Source organism: Pantoea sp. SJZ147, from assembly GCF_007828605.1.
In the GTDB taxonomy this organism is placed as follows: Bacteria; Pseudomonadota; Gammaproteobacteria; order Enterobacterales; family Enterobacteriaceae; genus Pantoea; species Pantoea allii.
The window spans coordinates 202,306-223,495 of sequence record NZ_VIVB01000002.1; the positions used below are offsets into that span (position 1 = coordinate 202,306).

The 21,190-nt window shown below is 49.1% G+C and carries 20 protein-coding genes and 1 pseudogene; 17 read left to right on the plus strand and 4 right to left on the minus strand.

The genetic code is table 11. The features are described 5' to 3' along the window. The first annotated feature begins 67 nt into the window (after window positions 1–67). The 17 genes from FBY13_RS03665 to FBY13_RS03745 all read left to right on the plus strand — a co-directional run bounded on the left by FBY13_RS03665 (window position 68) and on the right by FBY13_RS03745 (window position 17,648). Window positions 68–316 (plus strand): acyl carrier protein, encoded by a 249-nt coding sequence (locus tag FBY13_RS03665; RefSeq protein ID WP_063878245.1) that lies wholly within the window; start codon window positions 68–70, stop codon window positions 314–316. A gap of 3 nt (window positions 317–319) precedes the next feature. Continuing rightward, the gene (locus tag FBY13_RS03670; protein ID WP_063878246.1) at window positions 320–1,054 is read left to right on the plus strand and encodes an SDR family NAD(P)-dependent oxidoreductase; all 735 of its coding nucleotides are present in this window, start codon (window positions 320–322) and stop codon (window positions 1,052–1,054) included. Window positions 1,055–1,773: 719 nt separating this feature from the next. Next, window positions 1,774–2,322, plus strand: coding sequence for a tyrosine-type DNA invertase (locus tag FBY13_RS03675; protein WP_063878247.1), 549 nt, complete (start codon window positions 1,774–1,776; stop codon window positions 2,320–2,322). 495 nt (window positions 2,323–2,817) lie between these two features. After that, complete coding sequence (locus FBY13_RS03680) at window positions 2,818–3,339, plus strand: fimbrial protein (protein ID WP_063878248.1); 522 nt, start codon at window positions 2,818–2,820, stop codon at window positions 3,337–3,339. Window positions 3,340–3,417: 78 nt separating this feature from the next. After that, window positions 3,418–4,104 (plus strand): molecular chaperone, encoded by a 687-nt coding sequence (locus FBY13_RS03685; protein WP_145393495.1) that lies wholly within the window; start codon window positions 3,418–3,420, stop codon window positions 4,102–4,104. A gap of 90 nt (window positions 4,105–4,194) precedes the next feature. Further along, window positions 4,195–6,753 (plus strand): fimbria/pilus outer membrane usher protein, encoded by a 2,559-nt coding sequence (locus tag FBY13_RS03690; RefSeq protein WP_145393497.1) that lies wholly within the window; start codon window positions 4,195–4,197, stop codon window positions 6,751–6,753. Between the two features lie 14 nt (window positions 6,754–6,767). Next, complete coding sequence (locus FBY13_RS03695; RefSeq protein ID WP_222430266.1) at window positions 6,768–7,853, plus strand: fimbrial protein; 1,086 nt, start codon at window positions 6,768–6,770, stop codon at window positions 7,851–7,853. A 31-nt stretch (window positions 7,854–7,884) separates the two neighbouring features. After that, complete coding sequence (locus FBY13_RS03700) at window positions 7,885–8,430, plus strand: fimbrial protein (RefSeq protein WP_181377110.1); 546 nt, start codon at window positions 7,885–7,887, stop codon at window positions 8,428–8,430. 105 nt (window positions 8,431–8,535) lie between these two features. After that, window positions 8,536–9,237: a response regulator transcription factor gene (locus FBY13_RS03705; protein WP_244915420.1), complete on the plus strand. Its 702-nt coding sequence runs from the start codon at window positions 8,536–8,538 to the stop codon at window positions 9,235–9,237. A 71-nt stretch (window positions 9,238–9,308) separates the two neighbouring features. Then, window positions 9,309–9,980, plus strand: coding sequence for a response regulator transcription factor (locus tag FBY13_RS03710; RefSeq protein WP_063878251.1), 672 nt, complete (start codon window positions 9,309–9,311; stop codon window positions 9,978–9,980). Further along, complete coding sequence (locus tag FBY13_RS03715) at window positions 9,977–10,651, plus strand: LuxR C-terminal-related transcriptional regulator (RefSeq protein WP_109716646.1); 675 nt, start codon at window positions 9,977–9,979, stop codon at window positions 10,649–10,651. The genes FBY13_RS03710 and FBY13_RS03715 overlap by 4 nt, the downstream gene beginning before the upstream one ends. Before the next feature lie 814 nt (window positions 10,652–11,465). Continuing rightward, window positions 11,466–12,017: a tyrosine-type DNA invertase gene (locus FBY13_RS03720; protein WP_063878253.1), complete on the plus strand. Its 552-nt coding sequence runs from the start codon at window positions 11,466–11,468 to the stop codon at window positions 12,015–12,017. Between the two features lie 534 nt (window positions 12,018–12,551). After that, window positions 12,552–13,004: a hypothetical protein gene (locus FBY13_RS03725; RefSeq protein ID WP_145393499.1), complete on the plus strand. Its 453-nt coding sequence runs from the start codon at window positions 12,552–12,554 to the stop codon at window positions 13,002–13,004. Between the two features lie 21 nt (window positions 13,005–13,025). After that, window positions 13,026–13,403 (plus strand): hypothetical protein, encoded by a 378-nt coding sequence (locus FBY13_RS03730; protein ID WP_145393501.1) that lies wholly within the window; start codon window positions 13,026–13,028, stop codon window positions 13,401–13,403. 241 nt (window positions 13,404–13,644) lie between these two features. Continuing rightward, a complete protein-coding gene (locus FBY13_RS03735; RefSeq protein WP_145393503.1) occupies window positions 13,645–15,030 on the plus strand; it encodes a lysine decarboxylase in 1,386 nt (461 codons plus the stop codon). Between the two features lie 31 nt (window positions 15,031–15,061). Continuing rightward, complete coding sequence (locus FBY13_RS03740; protein ID WP_145393505.1) at window positions 15,062–16,558, plus strand: class I adenylate-forming enzyme family protein; 1,497 nt, start codon at window positions 15,062–15,064, stop codon at window positions 16,556–16,558. A 124-nt stretch (window positions 16,559–16,682) separates the two neighbouring features. After that, window positions 16,683–17,648 carry a DMT family transporter gene (locus FBY13_RS03745; RefSeq protein WP_145393507.1) on the plus strand — a complete coding sequence of 322 codons (966 nt, stop codon included), beginning with the start codon at window positions 16,683–16,685 and terminating at the stop codon, window positions 17,646–17,648. Between the two features lie 44 nt (window positions 17,649–17,692). Here the strand turns inward: FBY13_RS03745 and FBY13_RS03750 are convergent, their stop codons facing one another. The 4 genes and pseudogenes from FBY13_RS03750 to FBY13_RS03765 all read right to left on the minus strand — a co-directional run bounded on the left by FBY13_RS03750 (window position 17,693) and on the right by FBY13_RS03765 (window position 20,948). Next, a complete protein-coding gene (locus FBY13_RS03750) occupies window positions 17,693–18,571 on the minus strand; it encodes a LysR family transcriptional regulator (RefSeq protein ID WP_063878257.1) in 879 nt (292 codons plus the stop codon). Between the two features lie 322 nt (window positions 18,572–18,893). Next, window positions 18,894–19,763: a phosphorothioated DNA-binding restriction endonuclease gene (locus FBY13_RS03755; protein WP_145393509.1), complete on the minus strand. Its 870-nt coding sequence runs from the start codon at window positions 19,761–19,763 to the stop codon at window positions 18,894–18,896. Between the two features lie 515 nt (window positions 19,764–20,278). Beyond that, window positions 20,279–20,440, minus strand: a pseudogene (locus tag FBY13_RS03760) (chemotaxis protein); the annotation flags it as partial. Window positions 20,441–20,456: 16 nt separating this feature from the next. Beyond that, the gene (locus FBY13_RS03765; protein WP_109716642.1) at window positions 20,457–20,948 is read right to left on the minus strand and encodes a type VI secretion system tube protein TssD; all 492 of its coding nucleotides are present in this window, start codon (window positions 20,946–20,948) and stop codon (window positions 20,457–20,459) included. Window positions 20,949–21,190: the final 242 nt, after the last annotated feature.

Consider the following 21,190-nt stretch of genomic DNA (forward strand, 5'->3'; position numbering starts at 1 on the left):
CACCTCTGAACACTAACTAAAAATTCGATCTGAACATAAGTAAATCATTGAACTAAAGGAATAAAAAATGGCTCAATTTGATGAAGTTTACACCAAGGTATGCGAGATGCTGTGTGATGCAAAAGATCTGGAGATGACCAGTCTCCGGCCGGACATGCCGCTGTATCTGCTGAAACTCGACAGTCTGGATTATGTGGAACTGATGGTGCTGGCGAAGCGAGAGTTTGGCGTCACGATTGAGGCCGAAATGTTCGCCAGTAACGTCAACATGACGCTGAGCGAGTTGTGCGAGTACCTCAGCGAAAAAAGCCAGTAAGCCATGCGTAATCAATGGATCTTAGTTACCGGTGGAAGCCGTGGGATTGGCCGTGCGACGGTATTGCGGCTGGCAAAACAGTGGAATGTGGTGTTCACCTGGTGCAAGGATGAAAGCGCAGCGCGCGAGGTGGAGCTTGCCTGCAAGGCGTTGCCCGGCAGGGTGGAAGGTTATCAATGTGACGGCGGGGATGAGCAGGCGGTAACCCGGCTGGCGACCGATCTGCTGGCGCGTTACGGCGCGCCCTATGCGTTGGTCCACAATGCCGGCATTACCCTTGATGCCCTGCACATTCATCAAACCCCGGCGAACTGGCGTAAGGTGATGGACACCAACCTGAATACTCTTTTCTACTGGAATCATCATCTGCTCGAACCCATGATGATGCAGGGGACAGGCTCGGTGGTGCTGATGTCGTCGGTGACCGGCGTGAAAGGCAACAGCGGGCAAAGCGCCTATGCGGCAAGCAAAGCCGCGATGATTGGGCTGGCGCGCACCTTAGCGGTGGAACTGGGTCGCTTTGGGGTGCGGGTCAACAGTCTGTTGCCCGGCTATATTGACACCCAGATTATGGCCACCATCCCCAACGCCAAACGGGCGGAACTGCGAAAAACTATTCCGCTGAAACGCTTTGGCAAAGTGGATGAAGTGGCGGGTGCCGTCGCCTGGCTGGTCAGTGACGACAGCACCTATATGACCGGTCAAACCCTCATTCTGGATGGCGGTCTTTCTGCCTGATCCCCGGCCTGCTCTCTGCTCTGCTTAAACAGGACGTGACCCGTCCTGTTTTTTTTACTGACGATCGTCTGTCAGGCGCGTTCTGCCTCTTTCCTGCTGGCTATCCTTAACCTGTCCCTTCTGAGGCTGAGTGCACTCAACGGCACTCAATGCGGCGGACAAAAGGTGCCTTTCGCCGGGTCAGTCAGCCTTGTCTAAAAAACGTTGCACGGCTCTTATCGAATCCGGCACGGGATCTGAGATAAATCCTTGTAAAAACGTGCGCCCAAATAAGCCATCCCGGCCAGAAAAGCACAGAAAGGGTGGGCATAAGCCGTTAGTCAGCCGTTTTAGGTCGTGCGGTAACGGCGTTGATGTTAAATAAAACCATTAATCTATAGATTAAATGCTGTGCGAAATTTAAAATGTTAATGTAATTAAATCTCTCGGTTATATCCTCACAGTTTCACGGGGATTAATCCCGCCGTTTTTTTTCATTGCCTTCTGTTTGATGTATTGTCTGTTAAGACGTATATTAAAAATACATCCGTAAGTTATTCACGTGTTACGTAAAGGAGGTTTTATAAACAGCCGGGAAAACTGATCGCTATTATTGCACAAAACATCCTTCGCACGCGCTGTATTAAAGCGCGCGTATTGACCCTGTCAGAAAAGCATTTCTGAGTGAATGCCACCGAACGGAATGTTTATCTGAGACCACATGAATATGAAGAGACACTATGAAAAATCGTAAATACCTGACGCCGTCTGAAGTCGAGAAGCTGCTTGAAGCGACCCTGCACGGCAAGCACCCAGAGCGGGATTACTGCCTGATCTGGATGTGTTTCATCCACGGCTGTAGAGTCAGTGAAATCAGCAGCTGGCGACTGTCCGATATCGATATAGAGGGGAATAATATTTATATTCATCGATTAAAAAACGGCTTTTCTACCGTTCATCCGCTTTACCGACGTGAACGTAAATCATTATCGCTGTGGATGAATAAAAGAAATCATTATCGTGGTGCGGAAACAGACTGGTTATTTCTTTCTAACCGAGGCACAAAATTATCCCGGCAACGCATTTACTGGTTAATCCGAAATTATAGTCAGGCGGCAAATCTGACAATTAATGCGCATCCTCATATGTTAAGACATGGCTGTGGTTTTGCGCTGGCTGACCGGGGAATAGATACGCGTTTGATTCAGGATTATTTAGGCCATCGTAATATACAGAACACCGTTATCTATACGGCAAGTAACGCGCAGCGATTCAAAGAAGTGTGGTAAATAAGCTGTAACGAGTTATTACAATGGAGTCATTTTGAACTAAATTGGAGCTTACTTTAGTGAGCTGTTATATTCCTGTCAATACTGTTTGTATTATCGAGTAACATTTTATTTTAACTATTTAAATTTCAAAGTGTTATGTGAAGATTTTCTGTTTAATTACCTCCCTGCACCCCTCGGTTTTTTCTTATCTCTGTGTCACCCCTTTATATTCCGCATTACGTTAGCTTAAAAAATACTATATCTATATCTTCTTAAATCGTTGTTTTTAAGTGTTTTATCCTGAGTTATCCCTGTTTTAAGGTGTAAAAAACCAAAGGAGTCACTTTAGTTCAAAATGAATCGTTTGTCTTTCGGGTAAAACCGTTCGGCGATTTATTAATTTGAGACGGAGTCTCATGAACTAAATAAAGGAATGACAGATGGTTTTGTCATAACGAATTCGATCGCCGCGTTATAGGCATATCGATTTTAATTGTTTACAGGATAATTCTCGTGAAAAAAACGCTTATTGCTATTGCTCTGATGGCGACTTCCGCTATTTCTTCTTCTGCTTTCGCTTCTGATGGCGCCGTGAACTTCACCGGAACCATTACCGATGCAGCCTGTACGATTGACACCGCGTCTCAGAACCAGGACGTGTTCCTGGGCAACATCGCACGTACCGCTTTCGCGGGTGCTGGTTCTCTGGCTGCGCCGAAGAAATTCACTCTGGTCCTGACTAACTGCCCTGACACCGTAACGGGTGCAACCGTACGTTTTGACGGTACCCAGGTTTCTGGCGACAACAGCATTCTGGCCCTGACCGCTGGCGACAGCACAGCAACAGGTGTGGGTGTGCAGATTTCTGACAGCCAGAACCGGGTCGTCCCGCTGTATGAAGACTCTTCGGTTTACCCTCTGGTCAGCACCGGTCCTAACAACCTGGACTTCAGTGCGCGCTACATCTCCGTGGCGGATTCCGTCACTGTGGGTGATGCAAACGCGGTAACCCAGTTCACCGTTGTTTATCAGTAATTTCGCGTTCGTAGTAGCAGATCAGAGGCCGCTGTTGCCTCTGATCTTTTTGAATGTTTCAGGGCAGGTAGGGACACCATGAAGAATTGGCGCAAAACAGCGTTGGCAGTGGTATTAACGACTTTTTGCACGTTCGCGCAGGCTGGCGTCGTCGTCGGCGGCACGCGTCTGATCTATGACGGTGCAAACAAAGAGTCATCCATCAATATCAGTAATCCCGACAAAAACGTGTACTTGATCCAGTCATGGGTGGACAGCGGGGATACCGCTCCGGGCGCACAGGCGAATAAAGCCCCGTTTATCGTGACGCCGCCTTTGTTCCGCCTGGACGGGAATCAGCAAAACATTTTGCGCGTGGTACGGGCGGGTGGCGATCTGCCAGAGAACAAAGAGTCGCTGTTCTGGCTCAATATCAAATCCATTCCTTCTGTAGAGAAGCGGCAAAACACCCTGCAAATTGCGGTGAAAACGCGCATCAAACTGATTTTCCGTCCGGCTGGTCTGAAAAGCACGCTGGAAGAAGCGGCCAAAACGCTGACCTGGAAACGAGTGGGTAACCAGCTTCAGGTGACGAATCCCTCTCCGCATTACATCACCTTTTTCAACGTCAGGATCAACGGCACTGACGTCAAAAACGCCACCCTGGTCGCCCCTGAGTCCGATGCCATGTTCGATTTGCCCGCCAGCGTCGCCGGCGGATCGCTGACCTGGCAGTTTATCAATGACTATGGCGGTACCAGCAAGGTTCTGACGGGCAGTCTCTGATCTCGTCGTCGGGGGGCGCATTACGCCTGTCGCCTATAAGGAAGTGATGCACGCAGGCGCCAAACTGCGTGATGAGTTGGAACAAACACAATGAAAAAAATAACAAATATTCCTGCGTCAGCCGGTTTCAAACTGTCCTGTCTTGCACAGCTCGTGGCCTGTCAGGTTGCGCTGTTCATCGGCGGAACGGGTGTGGTCAGTGCAGCGGAATACTTCAACCCGGCCTTATTAGAAATCGATAACCCTGTTCAGGGAAAAGCGGATTTATCCATTTTCGAAGACGGCGAATTGCAGCCACCCGGCACCTATCGTGTGGATATTTATCTTAATGGTTCCGAGGTCGATACACAGGATGTCACCTTTACCCTTGCAACGGATGCGTCCGGTAAGCAACGCCTTCAGCCCTGTCTGAGTGGCGAGCAGTTGCGGGAGATGGGCGTAAGAATTGGCATGTTCCCGGATATTCAGGCCACGGATGCCTGCGCCAATTTTACCGAGGCAATAGCGCAATCCTCCGCAATATTCCGTTTTGATCAGCAGCGGCTGGAACTGAGCATTCCGCAGGCGGCGTTGAATTCGCAAGCGCGCGGTTATGTCTCGCCAGAGCTGTGGGACCCGGGCATTCCGGCATTGCTGCTCAATTACAGCTTCAGCGGTGCCAACACCGAAGCGCGGGAAAATGATGCCCGAAACACGAATACCTATTATCTGAACCTGCGTTCCGGCGCAAACCTTGGTGCCTGGCGTCTGCGCAACTACTCAACGTGGAACCGGGACAGCAAAGGGCAAGACAGCTGGAACTCCATCAATACTTACCTGCAGCGCGATATCCAGATACTGCGGAGTCAACTGACGCTGGGCGACAGTAACTCGCCAACGGAAGTGTTTGATACCGTGCCTTTCCGTGGCATTCAACTCGCGTCTGACGACGATATGTTGCCAGACAGCAAGAAGGGCTATTCACCTGTCGTACGCGGCATCGCGCAGAGTAATGCCCAGGTCACCATCCGCCAGAACGGCTATGTGATCTATCAGAGCTATGTTCCTGCCGGGCCGTTTGCCATTTCTGACCTTTATCCAACGGCGGGCAGTGGCGATCTGAATGTGACCATCAAAGAAGCGGACGGCACCGAACGCACCCTGATCGTTCCTTTTGCTTCCGTACCGGTCCTACAGCGTGAAGGGCACCTGAAATACAGCTTCACCAGCGGTCAGTACCGGTCGTACAACGATGAGGTCGAAAAAACGCCCTTTACGCAGGGCACCGCCATCTATGGTTTGCCGCATGGCGCGACCGTCTACGGCGGGCTGCAGGCCGCGAGTAAATACCAGTCGCTGGCCCTTGGTCTGGGGCAAAATATGGGGCGCATCGGGGCACTCTCTGCTGACGTGACCCAGGCGTGGAGCCGCCAGGAGAATGCCGTGAAAGAAAACGGGCAGTCCTATCGCCTGCGCTACGGTAAGAGCTTCGTTGAAACCGGAACCAACTTCAGCCTTGCCAGTTACCGTTATTCGACGGCGGGATTTTATACCCTGCAGGAAGCGCTCGAAAGCTACGGCAGAGGCAATGACAATAACCGCGATCACAAGAAGAGCCGTGCCGAACTCACGCTCAGCCAGAACTTGTGGCAGCAGGGGGGCGCACTCTCGCTGAGCCTGGTGAAAGAGGCCTACTGGAATAACAACCGCTCCAGTGAGTCGGCCAGCATCGGCTACAACAACACCTGGAAAGGGATCTCATACGGTGTGAACTACAGCTATAACCGCAACGGCATGGACGGCAATGGCAACCGCACCTATTACACCGACCAGATTATCGCCCTGAACCTCAGTGTGCCATTGAGCAAATGGCTGCCGGGCAGTTATGCCACCTATAACCTGAACAGCAGCAAAAATGGCAATACCTCGCATAACGTGGGCCTAAGCGGTACGGCGTTACGTGACGACAACCTGAATTACAGCCTCAGTCAGGGTTACACCACTCAGGGGCAAGGTGCGAACGGCTATGCCAGTGCCGACTATAAAGGCACTTACGGCGAAATGAACGCCGGTTACGGCTATGACCACAGCCAGCACCGCATGGATTATGGCCTGCAGGGCGGCATTGTGGTCCATGAAAATGGGGTCACGCTTTCACAGCCCCTGAGTGAAACGCTGGTTTTGGTGAAAGCCCCGGGCGCGAACGATGTCAGCATCGCCAGCAATACCGGGGTACGAACCGACTGGCGCGGTTATGCCGTCGTACCTTACGCCACCGCCTATCGCCGTAACCAGATTTCGCTTGATACCGCGACCTTACCGGACAACGTGGATATGACGCTGACCAGTGCGTCGGTCATCCCCACGCGGGGGGCCGTGGTGCGCGCAGACTTCAAGCCAAACGTGGGCCAACGCGTGCTGATGACGCTCACCCGCGCTAACGGCGAGCCGGTGCCGTTTGGCGCAACCGCGGGCATTGATGATGACAAAAAGAGCACTGGCAGCATTGTCGGCGACGGTGGGCAGGTTTATCTGTCGGGCATGCCGGATAGCGGAACGCTGACGGTGAAATGGGGGACTGCGGCGGCACAGACCTGCCGGGTGAGTTATCGCCTGAATGAACAGTCGGCCACCTCGGGGATTCAACTTATTAATGGAGCCTGCCGGTAAGGCGGAACAGGGATATGAACGAACGCATGCAGACCTTTATTCTGGACACGACCTCACACCGCAATTCGTTGCGCCGTTCTTACGGGGGCAAACGCGCAGCCTGGCTTTGCCTGGCGCTGGCGGGCGGCATGTTAAGTGCCCAGGCGCAGGCAAGTGATTGCGCCCCGACAGACGGGACAAAATCGTACAACTTCAATATGTCTTACCTGCTGGCGGACCCGTCACAGAACACCACGGGCAGGGTGATTAACAATGCCTATCAGTGGAATCTCAGCGGGAACTACAACGTGACCTGCTCATGTACCGGCAGCTATACCGGGGCCTACGTCACGGCAAAAGTGCCGGATACCGGGCTGGTCTACAGCGACGGTAATCTCAACTATTACAGCATCAATGAATATCTGGCGGTGGCCAGCGAGGTTTACATCGCCGGCGGTTATGGTGCAAACAGGGCAACACCGTTCACCAGCGTCAGCAACCTGAACAGCGCCACCAACTGCGGCAGGTATCCTTACGCCACCGGCTCACGCGGTTCGATCTCACTGTATTTTCAGCGGCCCTTTGTCGGCGAACAAACCATTCCTCTGACGAAGGTGGTTGATGTTTATCTCGCTTCAGATCCGACAACGCAGTCTGGCGTACCGGTTTCAACCGTCTGGATGAGCGGCACGGTAACCGTGCCGCAATCCTGCGAGATCAATGGCGGGGGCGTGATCACCGTTCCTTTCGGCGACATCATGTCAGGGGATATCGCCACCAAAGGGGAAATGGCGAAAAACTTTACGCCGAAGAACGTCAATTTCAACGTCGCCTGCACCAATATTTCCGAGGGCGTGAAGGTCAGCCTCTCTTTCCAGGGAACGCCAGATGCAAACGATCCGACGCTGCTGTCCACCACCAACCGCGACGTAGGCGTCAGGATTCAGGATACCGCTGGCACAACCATCATGCCGCTGAGTGGCCGCTTGCCGCTGAGGATGGATTACGCCTCGCAGGTCGGCACCTCGGGGATTAACTTATTTCCCGTTAACAGCACAGGTCAGGCACCTGAGACCGGGGATTTTTCGGCGACAGCGACGATTCGCGCCGAAATAGAGTAATTCCGTGATGCAACGCGTAAGGGAAACGAAAATGGTTAAGGAAGCAGCGTTCAGTTTGAGCAACAAAGCAAAAACGCCGGCGTTGATACTGTGGCTGACGGCCATCATGCTGGCCTCGCCGGTGAGGGCGAATACTCAACTTAATATTACTGGCAACATCAAAGCCTCGCCTTGTCACATTGACCTGCCAGCCAGCGGATTGAATGTGGATTTAGGCCAGAACATTTTAGCGACATCCCTGGCTGAGGCGGGCGCGTCAACCGACTGGCGACCCTTTTCGATTGTCCTGAGCGAATGCCCGGCATCGACGCGGGAGGCGACGATGACGCTGAACGGCATGGCGGATGAGGTCGAAAGCACGATGTACGCGAATACAGGCACCGCCTCTCAGGTACAAATCGAGGTGCAAAGCCGTGACGGTGTGCCGCTCGGCAACGCCACGCAAAGGGTACAGCGCGTGGATAACGCCGGTCGTGGCACCACCTTCGAGATGCAGGCGCGCGCCTACAGTGCGCAGGGCAATGCCACGCCAGGAACCATTGTTGGAACCATGCAGGTCACCTTTACTTATCAGTAGTTGAAAGGGCACGAACAGAGAGAGGAAAACCCACACAGCACGTCCATCTTCTGGTCGAGAGGAGGCTGCCGTCAGGGCGCGTTACGAAGAAAACAAGGAGGTAAGATGAACGTCGTCACTCATTTAACGCCAGACCCTGCTCCATCAGGCATGTCGCCTGCCGGATCAGGGGTACTGATTATGGATGCCTGCCCGGCGACCGCGCTGGGCATAAAGCAGATCCTGGTCGGGTCATGCGGAATAACCGATGCCATCAGCTATGTGCAAAGTCTGGCGGGCATCTCATCGCGCGTGGCCAGCGCGCCGCCAGCGCTACTGATTATGGATATCTGCGGCGAAAAAGAGCGCATGCTGGATGGACTGCGCCTCTTGGGGCAACTGCATGAAACCTGCCCGGCCCTGAAGATCATTATCTGCACGGATTTCAGCGACTACCGGATACTTGAGATGCTTGTCTCCTCGAAAGCGCACGGCATTTTGTTAAAACACGAACCGGCACTCGCGCTGGCGCAGGGTGTCACCCGATGTCTCGCTGGCGAGCGGCAGTGGCTAAGCCCCAAAGTGCAGCAGTTGCTGGCAAAGACCACCCCGAAAAATACCGCGCTGACGGCCAGAGAGCTGGATGTTCTCGCTTACCTGTTTTCCGGCCTGAGCGTTTCCCGGGTGGCGCAGGCGCTTCATCGCGATATCCGAACCATCAGTACCCACAAGCGCAATGCCATGGTGAAGCTGGGTTTTCACAATGACAGTGAACTCTTTGCACAGGGCACCTGGATGGCGCAAATCGGTCCCGCTACCGGACTTTAAGCGTTACCTCTGGATGTGTTTCTTAATGGATAAACGGCCGGCAGCCCCGGCCTGCAAGGAGCAACCGCCTGATGAATCAGACCTGCACATCGCCCCGCACCGTGGCGTTAATGGACAGCCATCCTTTAACGCTCGCTGGCCTCTCGACGCTCATTGAGTCTGTCGATACAGACTGTGACATCATCATTCGGGAACCCAGCCTGGGCAAAATGTTCGATGCCCTGATGTACCAGTCCGTGGATATCCTTATCACCGACTTGCAGAGCGCGGAGGAGACGCTCCAGGAAGGCATTGACCTCTTACTGCGGCTGAACGCGCAGTTCCCCGACATGAATATCGTGGTGTATACCTCATGCCATGACAGTAACGGACTGCGGACCTTACTGAATCACTACAATATCAGCGTGATAGCACGCGGGGAATCCCTGGCCAATACACAGGAATTCTTCAAACAGGCGTTTGAGCAGAAGCGTGTACTCAGCCCCAAAATCTGCTGTGACCTTGCACGAATCAATGAAACCCATCACTGTACGCCGTCGAAATTAACGCGCAGCGAACGTGATGTTTTAAGGCACCTTTTTAATGGCATGGATTTGCAACAGATTGCGCGGATGAAGCAGTTAAGTATCAAGACGATTAGCGCCCATAAATGCAATGCGATGCGAAAACTCGATGTCAGGACCGACGCAGAGTTGTTTCTACAGTTAAATACTATGTTTAATCAAGGATTCGATTTCTCATGATCCAACACGCGCATTTGAGCAGCCTGTGTCAATGTGTTCGTAATAAGGCACCGATTATCGTCCTTTCTGATAATTACTGGTTGTATTTCGGTGTCTCACAACTGTACCCGCATTCGAAGGTTATCCACGTCAGGCTTCTTGATGAAGCGCTTTATCGCAAGTTATGGGGTAATGCTGATTCAGTCATATTAATTATTGATAACGATATCTTTATTCAGGGTGAGTGGTTATCGATGCTGGGGATGTTTGAGGTCTGTACGTTCCTGAAAATCATCTGGCTAAAAGGGGATAAAACCGGCGCATTTATTCCCGTCGATCATGCCAAAAGTTTTCTGGTGGAGAAGAAAAAAGCCCTTTTCGAATTTGAGCGTGATTTGAATGACATTTTTTGCGGTCAGGAATTACGGATCGCGAAAAGTCCATGCACAAGTTTAACCAAAAAAGAGCGCTATATGATTAAATACCTGGCCGCCGACCAGGATATTCAGACCATCTCTGAGCGTGCCTGCTTATCTCTGAAGTCAGTCTACCATGTCCGATCAACACTGATGAGCAAGCTTGGCTTCGACAATGCGTATTTCTTTCAGCTTATCCTTTTCAAAAATATCGACATACTCTTTCCCTTTTTTACCAACAGAACGCACGCATTTCATGTCCAGCAGCGTCAGTGAGCCATGAGGCAGGTTGAACCTGTTGAGCCAGAAAAAACAGGGTGCTTATTATTCCATGAGGTGACAACCGCACAGAATGGATAAGCGTTTTTCTACCAAAAGGGACCGTTGAATGTCAGGCTGTCATTTAGCGACTGATCATTTTCCTCATCCTGTGGAACATCAGGTTTAAGATAAATACCAGCATAGATAAATGTATCTGATTGAATGCAGGGCTCAACGAATGCGCCCTTGCACAAGCAAAATGTTCTGGACAAAGCACCTTGGATTAAGTTGCTGTTTTTATGGATTTTATTTGTCTTAAAATAATGCCGGTTTGATATGAATTATAAATAATCCTAAAAGCGGACGTTATGTTTTAATTTATTATTTTCAGTCTGTTATTGTTAACGTTGTTGGGGTAAATCATTCTTTTATTTTGTCTGTTTTATCATTTTTTCAGTTTAATATTCTGGTTGCCCTGTTTTTTATGGGGTTAAGTTCTTTAATATTCATATTTACAACAACTCCGCTGATTAAATATTACGTTTTTATAAAAACACACTTCCAAATATATTCATCTGTGTGATTTAATCTTTGGCCCATAAGCTTATGACAATACCCGAATTCGGATTCGCTACATCACAACCGATGATGCTTGTATGAATTTACATTGAAACAATAAACGGATGTAACAATTTGCTATGTGTTTTTTATGCGTTTATATCACCTTAAATAGGTAGGTGGATTGAAGGGAAGAAGGCCGTAATTATGTTGGTTATATTCTTATCTACAGTTTTTGTTTGAAATCTTATGGAAGAGTAAAAATAAAAAGATGAAAAGAAGAAAATACCTGACGGTGAACGAGGTCGAAAGGTTGATCTCTGCCGTGGGCACCTCAAAAAACAGTGAAAGAAACCAATGCATGTTGCTGATGTGCTTTATACACGGACTCAGAGTCAGTGAGTTGTCGCAACTGAAACTGAGAGATGTGGAGATTTCCAATAAAATCATCTATATATCGAGGTTGAAGAATGGATTTTCAGTCCAGCATCCTTTGCAGCATCGCGAACTGTTAGCGTTAGAGGCCTGGATGCAGAAGCGTTCAAGCTATTTGGGTTCGGATTCTGAATATCTGTTTTTATCGCGACACGGTAAAAAAGTATCCAGGCAGCAGTTATACCGTATTTTCAAGGTGGCCGGTAAAGCCGCAAATATCAACATTGATGTGCATCCGCATATGTTCAGGCATGCCTGCGGCTATGCCCTGGCGGATAAGGGATGTGATACGCGACTGATACAGGATTATTTAGGTCACAGGAATATTCAAAACACCGTCATTTACACGGCATCGAATGCTGCCCGTTTTAAATCTGTCGTGTTTTAGCCTGCGGGGGAGTGCTTTTTTAACGACCAGATCGGCGATGAGGAAAAAGACTCACGCCACCTGAGAGGTGGCGTGAGTCCTGATCGCTGGCGTGTTATTGCACCAGCAAAACCTGTCGGCAAGATGTTCCTGTGTCGGCTGGCAGGGGCGAGGTTATCGTGGCTGGTGTCTTCGCGCTCCTTTACGCGAAAGTGATGGAGAGAACCTGAGTGCACTGGACTCCAGCGGAGAACGCCAACCCTTTCCTTGCCTCACAACCTATTGCGGCAGACAGGCGGCGCGAAAAAGAGAATCTTGAGTCACGTTCGGCCGCTTGCGTCACTGCGAAAAGGGAAGTCGCTTATGAGACTCTGTGACTGAGGAGGACGGAGAGAAAAGTTTACTCTGCGGCAATAAGTGTGGTGCTTTGACAGAGGACGCCTTTAAGCCTTCATTTTACGTAACCATCAGGCTATAAACGGCTCAGAAACCCTGATAATCATCGCGAAACGCTGCGTGAACCATGATGCAAATTGCTAAGGTGCTCAAAACGAAATGCATATTTTTTTATCATTTGTCTTACCGCTGGCGCTCGTCATTTTGCTGATAAAGTATTTCTTTCTGCCGATGTTCAAACGAGATGATTTCTTTGCTGCTAAAGGTGAGTTAAAGAAAATCTCCATTGATACACCTTTGCTTAAACGTCTTGGGATGAACATGGAGGATTACTATTACGACGCAGATTTTCTCTACCAAAAGCGTAAGGAAGACATCCTTAATACAATCTCGCTGGGCCAAATTATTCAGGTCAGATCGACCGGAACGATGATCAGCAATCGCCGCGTCTGGCAGGTTCGTTACCTTACCGGGGCATCCCGGAAAGAAAAAACAGTCAGCATTCTGCATAATTACTCAGTATTTAATCAGGATTTCGCCGGTTTTCTTTCAGCCGTTCGGGCAGCCAATCCTGAAGCAGAAGTAGAAAAAATGACAATCTGGCGCATATAAACTTTGGAGGCCGGTGCTGAAATGAGTCCTGAACTGGAGGAAGTCATCGCATTTGTTCGCGATTATGCGGGATGGAAGTCTAAAGTCGTCAATCAAAATACATTCTTGGAACGGGACCTTCATCTTGCCGGTATGGATGGTGTCGATTTTTTGGAGGCAGCCGAAACGTTTTTTGCCGTCAGCTTTGATATCGAAGATGAAGATTTTCGCACACTGTTTGATTTGAAGGAAAACGAATACCTTTTCAGCAGCGAAGGACTCGACTTGTTGGGCATTGGCTACTTTTTTGAATGGCTGCGGGGAAAACCGCATTCTGTCGTTAAAGATCTGTCTGTTGGTCAGCTTCACCAGGTTCTGGTGAAGCTACGCAGCAAAAATCCTCCAGACGTAAATTTGTGATGTCTGACGCTGTAGGCCACAGTGGATGCGAATGATTGTTTCCAGTGGCCGGTCAGGAATCGTTCAAACACCTCTGGGCTGGCAGAGGAGTAACAGCTGTATTATGAAATGCATTGGTGCCCCGTTCCTTCATAAAGGCCTATCACCAATGCTGATAACTGAATCAAAAAATACAAATATTCATTTTAAAAATAGGGAGGCATATTTTATGGCGAACATAACATAACGACAGGGAATAAACATGAACGCCAGAGTAATAAATATGACCGGATCTACCCCTGTATTAACCAGGCTCAAATATCTTCGAGAGAAAAAGTTTTTTTCATTTCATGCGCTTCCTGTATCAAGCTACGGAAACAGTGATGTCATCGGTGATCCGAATGCTGAATTAACAGAGTGCATTGAAAGCTCAGTGACGGGAGAACTGTTTGATAGTTTCTTTTTTCCATCTGGGATCATTTCAGACTCGCAAAAGCTGACTGCAGGACTTTACAACTCAGACAGTTCATTTTATATCACCGGTGGAACCAGTACAGCTAACCAGATAGCGATTTCAGCCCTTTATGAAAAAGGGGAAAGCATTCTCGTTGATAAAAACTGTCACCAGTCAGTGCATTTCCATACCAGGTCAATCGGTGCCGACGTTCATTATATCTGCCCGGACCTGCGTACTGAAGATGAAGAAATCAGTGCGTGGTCATATGAACATTTGGAACGAACTCTTCTGGCGCTACAGGAGAGGGGTAAAGCGTGTGATATGATTATTCTCACTGCACAGTCGTATGAAGGGGTAATCTACGACATTCCTGGTGTTTTGGCGCGACTGCTGGCGGCGGGAATCACTACGCGTAAATTCTTCATTGATGAAGCCTGGGGAAGCCTGAATTATTTCAGTGAAGATATTCGCCGCTTAACCGTAATGAATATCGATTCATTGCTAGAGAAGTATTCAAACCTTGAGGTTATCTGCACTCACTCTGCGCACAAATCTCTTTTTTGTCTTCGCCAGGCATCTATTATCCATTGCCGTGGAACTGAAAAGCTCGCGGAAAAAATTGAAACGGCTAAATACCGCATTCATACCACTTCACCGAGCTACCCCATTATCGCCTCACTCGACAATGCACAGGCCGTTATGGGTGGACAGGGTCATGCCCTCGCTGCGCACGCACGCAGCCTGGTCGACAGATTTGTCAATGGTGTCTCTTGCCTGGACAGGCTGGGCTCCGAAGCGGTTAGTCGGCAAATTTTCACTTCACACTGGCATATTCATTACGATCCTACAAAAGTGATGCTCGATGTGTCATCACTGGGGACGGGCAACGAGATAAAACAGCGTCTATGTGAAGAAAACATTTACGTAAAAAGAGTGATGAATAATTCTCTTCTCTTTAATTTCCACATCGGCATCAATGAGCAAGCCGTAACAGCATTACTCACTGCACTTAATAAGATCTGCCAGGAAAAGACTTTTAACGCGGATTCAGAAAACGAAATCTCTGATAAATTTATTATTCCCTACCCACCGGGTGTTCCACTCGTTTTCCCCGGGGAAGTGATCGACGACGTGATAAGAAATAAAATAGAAAATCACCGTAGGAATGGATTTATTATTATCGCAGCCTGAATTTCAAACCTTTTCTATGCGGGTATTTATAATGATTACACTTAGCCGAATGAATGAGATTGCTGTCTTACGCGGCAATCAGACTTGTATTTCTGACAATAAAAATAATTATACATGGAATGATATTATACGACAGACTGAATCCCGCGTGATTTTTCTTAGGCGCAGTTTCAGTCAAGAACAACTCCGCTCGGTTTGCTATTTGTCAAAAAATAATGCGGAACTCATCAGTTGGCTGGCCGCATTTGCCACGCTGGGTATTCCTGCCAACGGACTGGATTATTCGCTGCCGACAGAGACGCTCAGCACATTGATAAAACAAATTAGTCCCGGTTTGTTGCTGGTTTCGTTTAGCCTCTATACGCCCGATGAACTCAGTCATCTAAATATCGCCGGAACGAGCATGCTGGGTGTTAATTCTCCAACTGATCCCGTGATCGAAAGTATTGGAGAACTGCATCATTCTGAACTTAACTGCCTGCTTTCCGCGCCCATCTGGCCTTCGTTCCGCGCGGTTTCACTGACTTCTGGAACGAGCGCTGTCCCTAAGATAGCGCTGCGCTACCGCTCTTTTGACGCACGACGCTTCGCGTGGTTTACCAATCGATTTGGCTTCAGTGATGCTGATGGATTCATGCTTATTCTGCCCCTTTATCACGCGGCTGGTAACGGATGGGCGCGGATGTTTATGGGGCTTGGTGCTCCTCTGTACCTGGTCGACCAGGATGATGAACAGGCTCTTATTCAAACACTCTCTGAGGAAGACGTCCGGGCAACAGTCATGACACCGAATCTGGTTAACAGGATAGTCAGTCTCTGCGCAGACAGCGCTTTGCAACATTACCTGCGTTGGGTGCTTGTTGGAGGCTGCTATTTTCCAGTGAAAACCAAACGAGCCGCACGGGCTGCCTTGGGCGATATTTTTTGTGAGTATTACGGCTGTACGGAGACGGGAGTGAATGTTCTGTCAGATCCTGCCGACATGCTGGACTGCCCTGCGAGCGTGGGACGTCCTTATGACGGTAACCAGGTAAGGATTCTTGATGGCAACAATAACCCGCTCAATGCAGGAGAAAAAGGAAGAGTGGCTATCTCCAGTTATATGCTCATGGATGAGTACCATGACGGAAGTAAACCGTTCATGGTGCTTGAGGGGGAGCGCTACTTTCTGATGGCTGATTACGGCTATCTGGATGATAGCGGCAGGCTGTTTCTTATGAACCGTAACGGTGAAATCCATAGTCAACATGATGTTTACTGCATTGAGGAAAAAATTCGCGCGCTGTCATGTATTAGAGATGTAGCCCTGATCACGATCCAGCTTGAAGGTGTGAATCACATCAAGTGTATTTTCAGTACTGACCAGAATAATAAAGAGAAATTTATCTGCCTGTTTGAAAAAATCCATGAGGAGGCCGTCAAAACGGGAGTCATTAATTTTTCCGCCCACTGTGTTGACGACATCCCGTACAGCCCCAGCGGAAAAGTTCGGTTCAGTGAAATCATACGTATTCTTGATGCGGCATAAACGACCACTATCAGAATTTCTGATACCAGAATAAAAACTCGCGAATAGTTAATACGTCGCGAATATGGAAATATAAAAAAACTTCCTGCCTAACTTATTCTTAATACATGATGAAGGTGAATAAATGAATGTTTATATTAAAGGGCTGCTCTGCTGCTTCTTAGCCACGGTTTCATGGGGCGCGATGTTTCCTGTCATGACACAAGCGCTTACCAGAATCGATCCGTTTAATTTCACCACGCTCCGTTATGGCATTGCAGGTATTGCTTTCGCGCTCATGCTGATTTTCCGGGAAGGGCGTTCTGCTTTCAGGCTGAAGGGCGAAAAATGGGGACTGGCCTGGCTGTTTGGAACGTTGGGATTTGCTGGATTTGGTTTTCTGGTGTTTTTGGGCCAGCATCTTACAGGGCCAACTGGCGCACTGACCGCATCTATTATGATGGCAACGATGCCAATGTTGGGGCTACTCACTATCTGGGCACTGAAAAAGGTACGTCCACAAGCGAGTACCTTTGGATTTATCCTGCTGTCCTTTAGCGGTGTTGTGCTGGTCATCACCAACGGTAATGTGTCAGCAGTCCTGGACTCCCCAATGAGCGTAACGGCGAATCTGTTACTGATTGGTGGGGCACTCTGCTGGGTTTTGTATACCATCGGTGGAAGCTATTTTCCGGGCTGGAGTCCGCTGCGTTATACCACGCTAACGACGCTGCTGGGCATGACAAGCGTCATCAGCATTGATGTGCTGCTAATGGCTACAGGTAAGGTTGCTGTGCCAGATACCGCTGCAATCATCTTTGTGATTCCGCACCTGCTTTACATGGCACTCGTCGCTGGTCTGATGGCTGTTTTGTGCTGGAACATAGGTAACCGGATTATCACCCCTACTAACGGCGTACTCTTTATGGATGTTGTTCCCGTCACCGCCTTTCTTGTGTCAGCACTGAACGGCGTGTTGCCAACGAATATGCAGATGATTGGTGCAGCAATCACCGCCACTGCATTGGTGCTCAACAACCTTAACCAGCGCAAAATGGCACGGCAGGTCGTAAACAACACCATCATGAAAACGTCTGTCGCCCGCCGCTGAGGCTCTTTATGCTCCTCTCCCAGCAAGAGGGGAGCTTTAAGGCCTCACGTTGTTACATGCCAAATATCTCTTACCGTCTCGATCAGCGCAGCCACCACGGGGGAGGTTTCTTTTTCACGGTCCCAGACAAAACAAAGCTGACTCACCGTTTTTTCGCCGGGCCAGATATACAACTCACCACTATCCTGAAGCGTAAGCGCAATATCCTCCCGCATAAGGGTGATACCGACTTCCATACCGACCAACTCAGCGAGCGTTTTTTCCTGATCAGCAATAATAGCAGGCCTTATCTCTATGCCGTGCCTTTGGAGAAAATCCCTGGCTATTGAACTAAAAGAACATTTTTCAGGCGTGGCAATCCAGGGCAATTCTCGCAGATCATCCCAGCCAGCCGTCTCAAGTTGTGTTTTCCAGGCACGGGGGCCAACAATACATAGCGTAATGGGTGAAACCACAATCATGCCTAATCGCTCTTCATGCACGTTGCCGATGATGAAACCCGCGTCCAGTTCACCGGCGAGCAAACTATCAATGATAAGGCCGGAGATATTCTGGCGGATTGTCAGACTGACGTTTTGATGCCGCTGACGCAGTTGGGTCAGAACCTGTGGCAGATTAAGGATCACTGGAACTGAAATCGTTCCGAGCGCACAAGTACCAATCGCATTAAGCGAGCGGGCCTTATTGACAAATTTACTGGCGGCCTCAAGCGCGAGGCGGGCTTCATCCCGCATGATTAAACCAGGTGCGGTTAGCGCCATACCACGAGGGGTGCGCGTGAACAGTCGAACATTAAATTCTGTTTCGAGTGATTTTATATGGGCGCTTACCGCGGGCTGGCTGAGAAAAAGTAGACTGGCTGCTCTTGTAAGGCTTGCTGTTTCTGCGACGGTCACAAAGGTTCTGAGTTGGTTTAAATCCATTACGCTTCCCGCCTGTTGTCGTTAGATGATGCGTCAGTGTCTGTGACTGACTTAATTTACATTAGAAATTGTTACTTTACGTTAAAATACGAACGGCTATGCATCACTTTCCTGATGATGAAGTGATGGTCTGCTACCCTTTTTGTTCGGCAATAAAATGAACAACGTGCCAGGATTGAACCTGGTGGTGAAAAAGACTTTTTTTTGGGATTAGTAAGAAACAGTTGTCTGGTTTTTCTGTGAAAAATAAATGTACTCCATAGCGTAAAATTGCCAGCGGAAATCTGGGTATTGAAAATGGCAGGGAAAAATTCGTTATTACTTATCGTCTAAAAACTTCTCGTGAATGCCACTCCACGAATTTATCTGATGGATAATGCTGACTGACCTGCGGCAATTTAATCGGTTTACCTGAAAAGTCCCAGAACAGGCGGTCGACAATGCCACCGCCGTTTACGCCCGCGGAAACTACAACGCGCATATTCTCATCCAGCCCAATCGATCCTTTATCAAAAGCTTTATGATGAATGGCGCAGAGTGCCAGCCCGTTAACGACTTCGCAGGGGCCGCCGTACTGTTTCCATTTAATATGCGCGGCTTCTACCGCCACCAGCGCATTATCGTGGCGCATATTGAAGCCACATACCGCACACTGGTAGTGATAAGCGCGCAGCACCTGCTGCCGGAAGTGAGGATCGCGCTGTTTCCGCATCTCACTGATGCCAAAACCCAGTTCATCCGCCAGCGCTTCCTGAATGCTTTCGGGAAAATGCGCTTCAAGGATCTGCTGTGCCAGGCTATCGATTAGCCTGCTGTCACTTTTAACCCGTTCATAATGCTCAGCATCAAAGCCACCGGCGACCTGATACCGTTTCAGTTCCCCAGCCGGAGGTTGCTTACTTCCTGTCGATGAGCAGTGCTCTGCATTAACCAGCTCCCAAAAACCGTCACCCTGTAAGCGCCAGAAGGGCATATCAGGACGATACTGACGGCGTTGCGGGCCATAACGTTCTAACAGTGCATGAAGCACAGGCTGAACTTCAGATGCGTAGTCAAAAAACCGGCCATGGCCATGGCGATATTGAGACAGCGCATAGAGCACGAGCAGTGGTTTATGGGGCGCGCGTTGTTCGCCTTTACGCCAGACGGTGATTTGAGAAAGTAATTTTTGCAGGTTGTTGGCTGATGTCATGACGCAGTTTGATAAGGAAATAATTGCGATAATGCTCGCAAATTATCGCTTGATCAATCGATTAGCGACGGGGAAATACAGGGAAAGAAGGTGATGCTAAATAGCGAAACGAAAACCGGCTCCCAGAATCCTCTTCCACCCACATCAACAGGTTATGACAGATGAGGCTGTGCGAAGCCGAATAAAAGCCCCTTAACAGGGCTTCGTTTATCCCAGCGAAATCAAAAAACCACCGCCACCAACCCATAAACCCCCGTAAAGATCAGATCACAACGCCGTGCCCGATTGAGGTTTTTCTCTGCGGTTTACGAAGCCAAAATCAGCGTATACAGGCTACATATCATCACGCCGGTCGGTGCGCAGGCTGCCATCAGAACATCGCACTGCCACTGCGCTGCGGGTCAGTCCATTCAGGGGAGGGAGCCTTTACCGCTGACCATGCCGTCAGCGGGTTGCAGAATAACGGTGATCACTGCCGAGCGCGAATACGTCTGTAATCGGCAGTGTTTTTACATTCAGACGTTGAATGTCTCTACGGCGAGACGCAGCGTCTGAGCCTGTTCAGAAAGCGACTGTGAGGCGGCTGAAGACTCTTCAACCAACGCAGAGTTGTTCTGCGTTACACCATCCATCTGGCTGACCGCCACGCTCGCCTGAGAGATCCCCTGCATCTGCTGATTAAGGTGTGCTATTTTATGCCGTGAGTCTCTCATTCCATGCATCAGTAAACTGAATATTGCCATCAACAATCCGCCAGGTAATTTTTTCATACTGCAAACTGATACTTTCAACGTGGTTCATTTTATCATTACCCGCTAAGCGGACATTAGGCACGCCGCAGTTGACGCCAGTCACTTTTACATTTTCCATAAGGACTGTGTAATAACAAACTTCTTGTCCTGCATCGTTTATGTGATAGAACTTAATTTCTGCACTTTTTAACGTTTGACCAGTAGCCGCAGCCTTATAAAAGTAAGGTGTAGAACTATCAACATCTTTTTCAATCATCATGGATGAATGCTGACGCGTACCAGTAATTTTCCCGTTAGTGCTATCGACAGGGAGGTTAACGCCATGACCCAGTCCGATGATCTCTATGCTCCCTTCCCGATCCTGAACGTCAACCGATCCTTTAATATCTGCGCCGCCGTCGTCTTTAAGCCACATATAGGGAGGAATTGGCATACTATTTTCTCCTTGTTTTTCTGATTAACATCATTGTTATTAAATAAAAAGCAATACTGATCGTTACGACAGTGAAAAAGTCTATGTAGAAATATGCATCGTAGATTGATTCTGCATTAACATCACCCGTTAAAAATAGGGCTAACTGACTGACAAATTTATGGTCTGCATAGTTCTCGGGATGACCGAGTGAGCGAGCAACAGCGAACGTTATAATCAAAAAAAAGAGGATTTTAACCGCG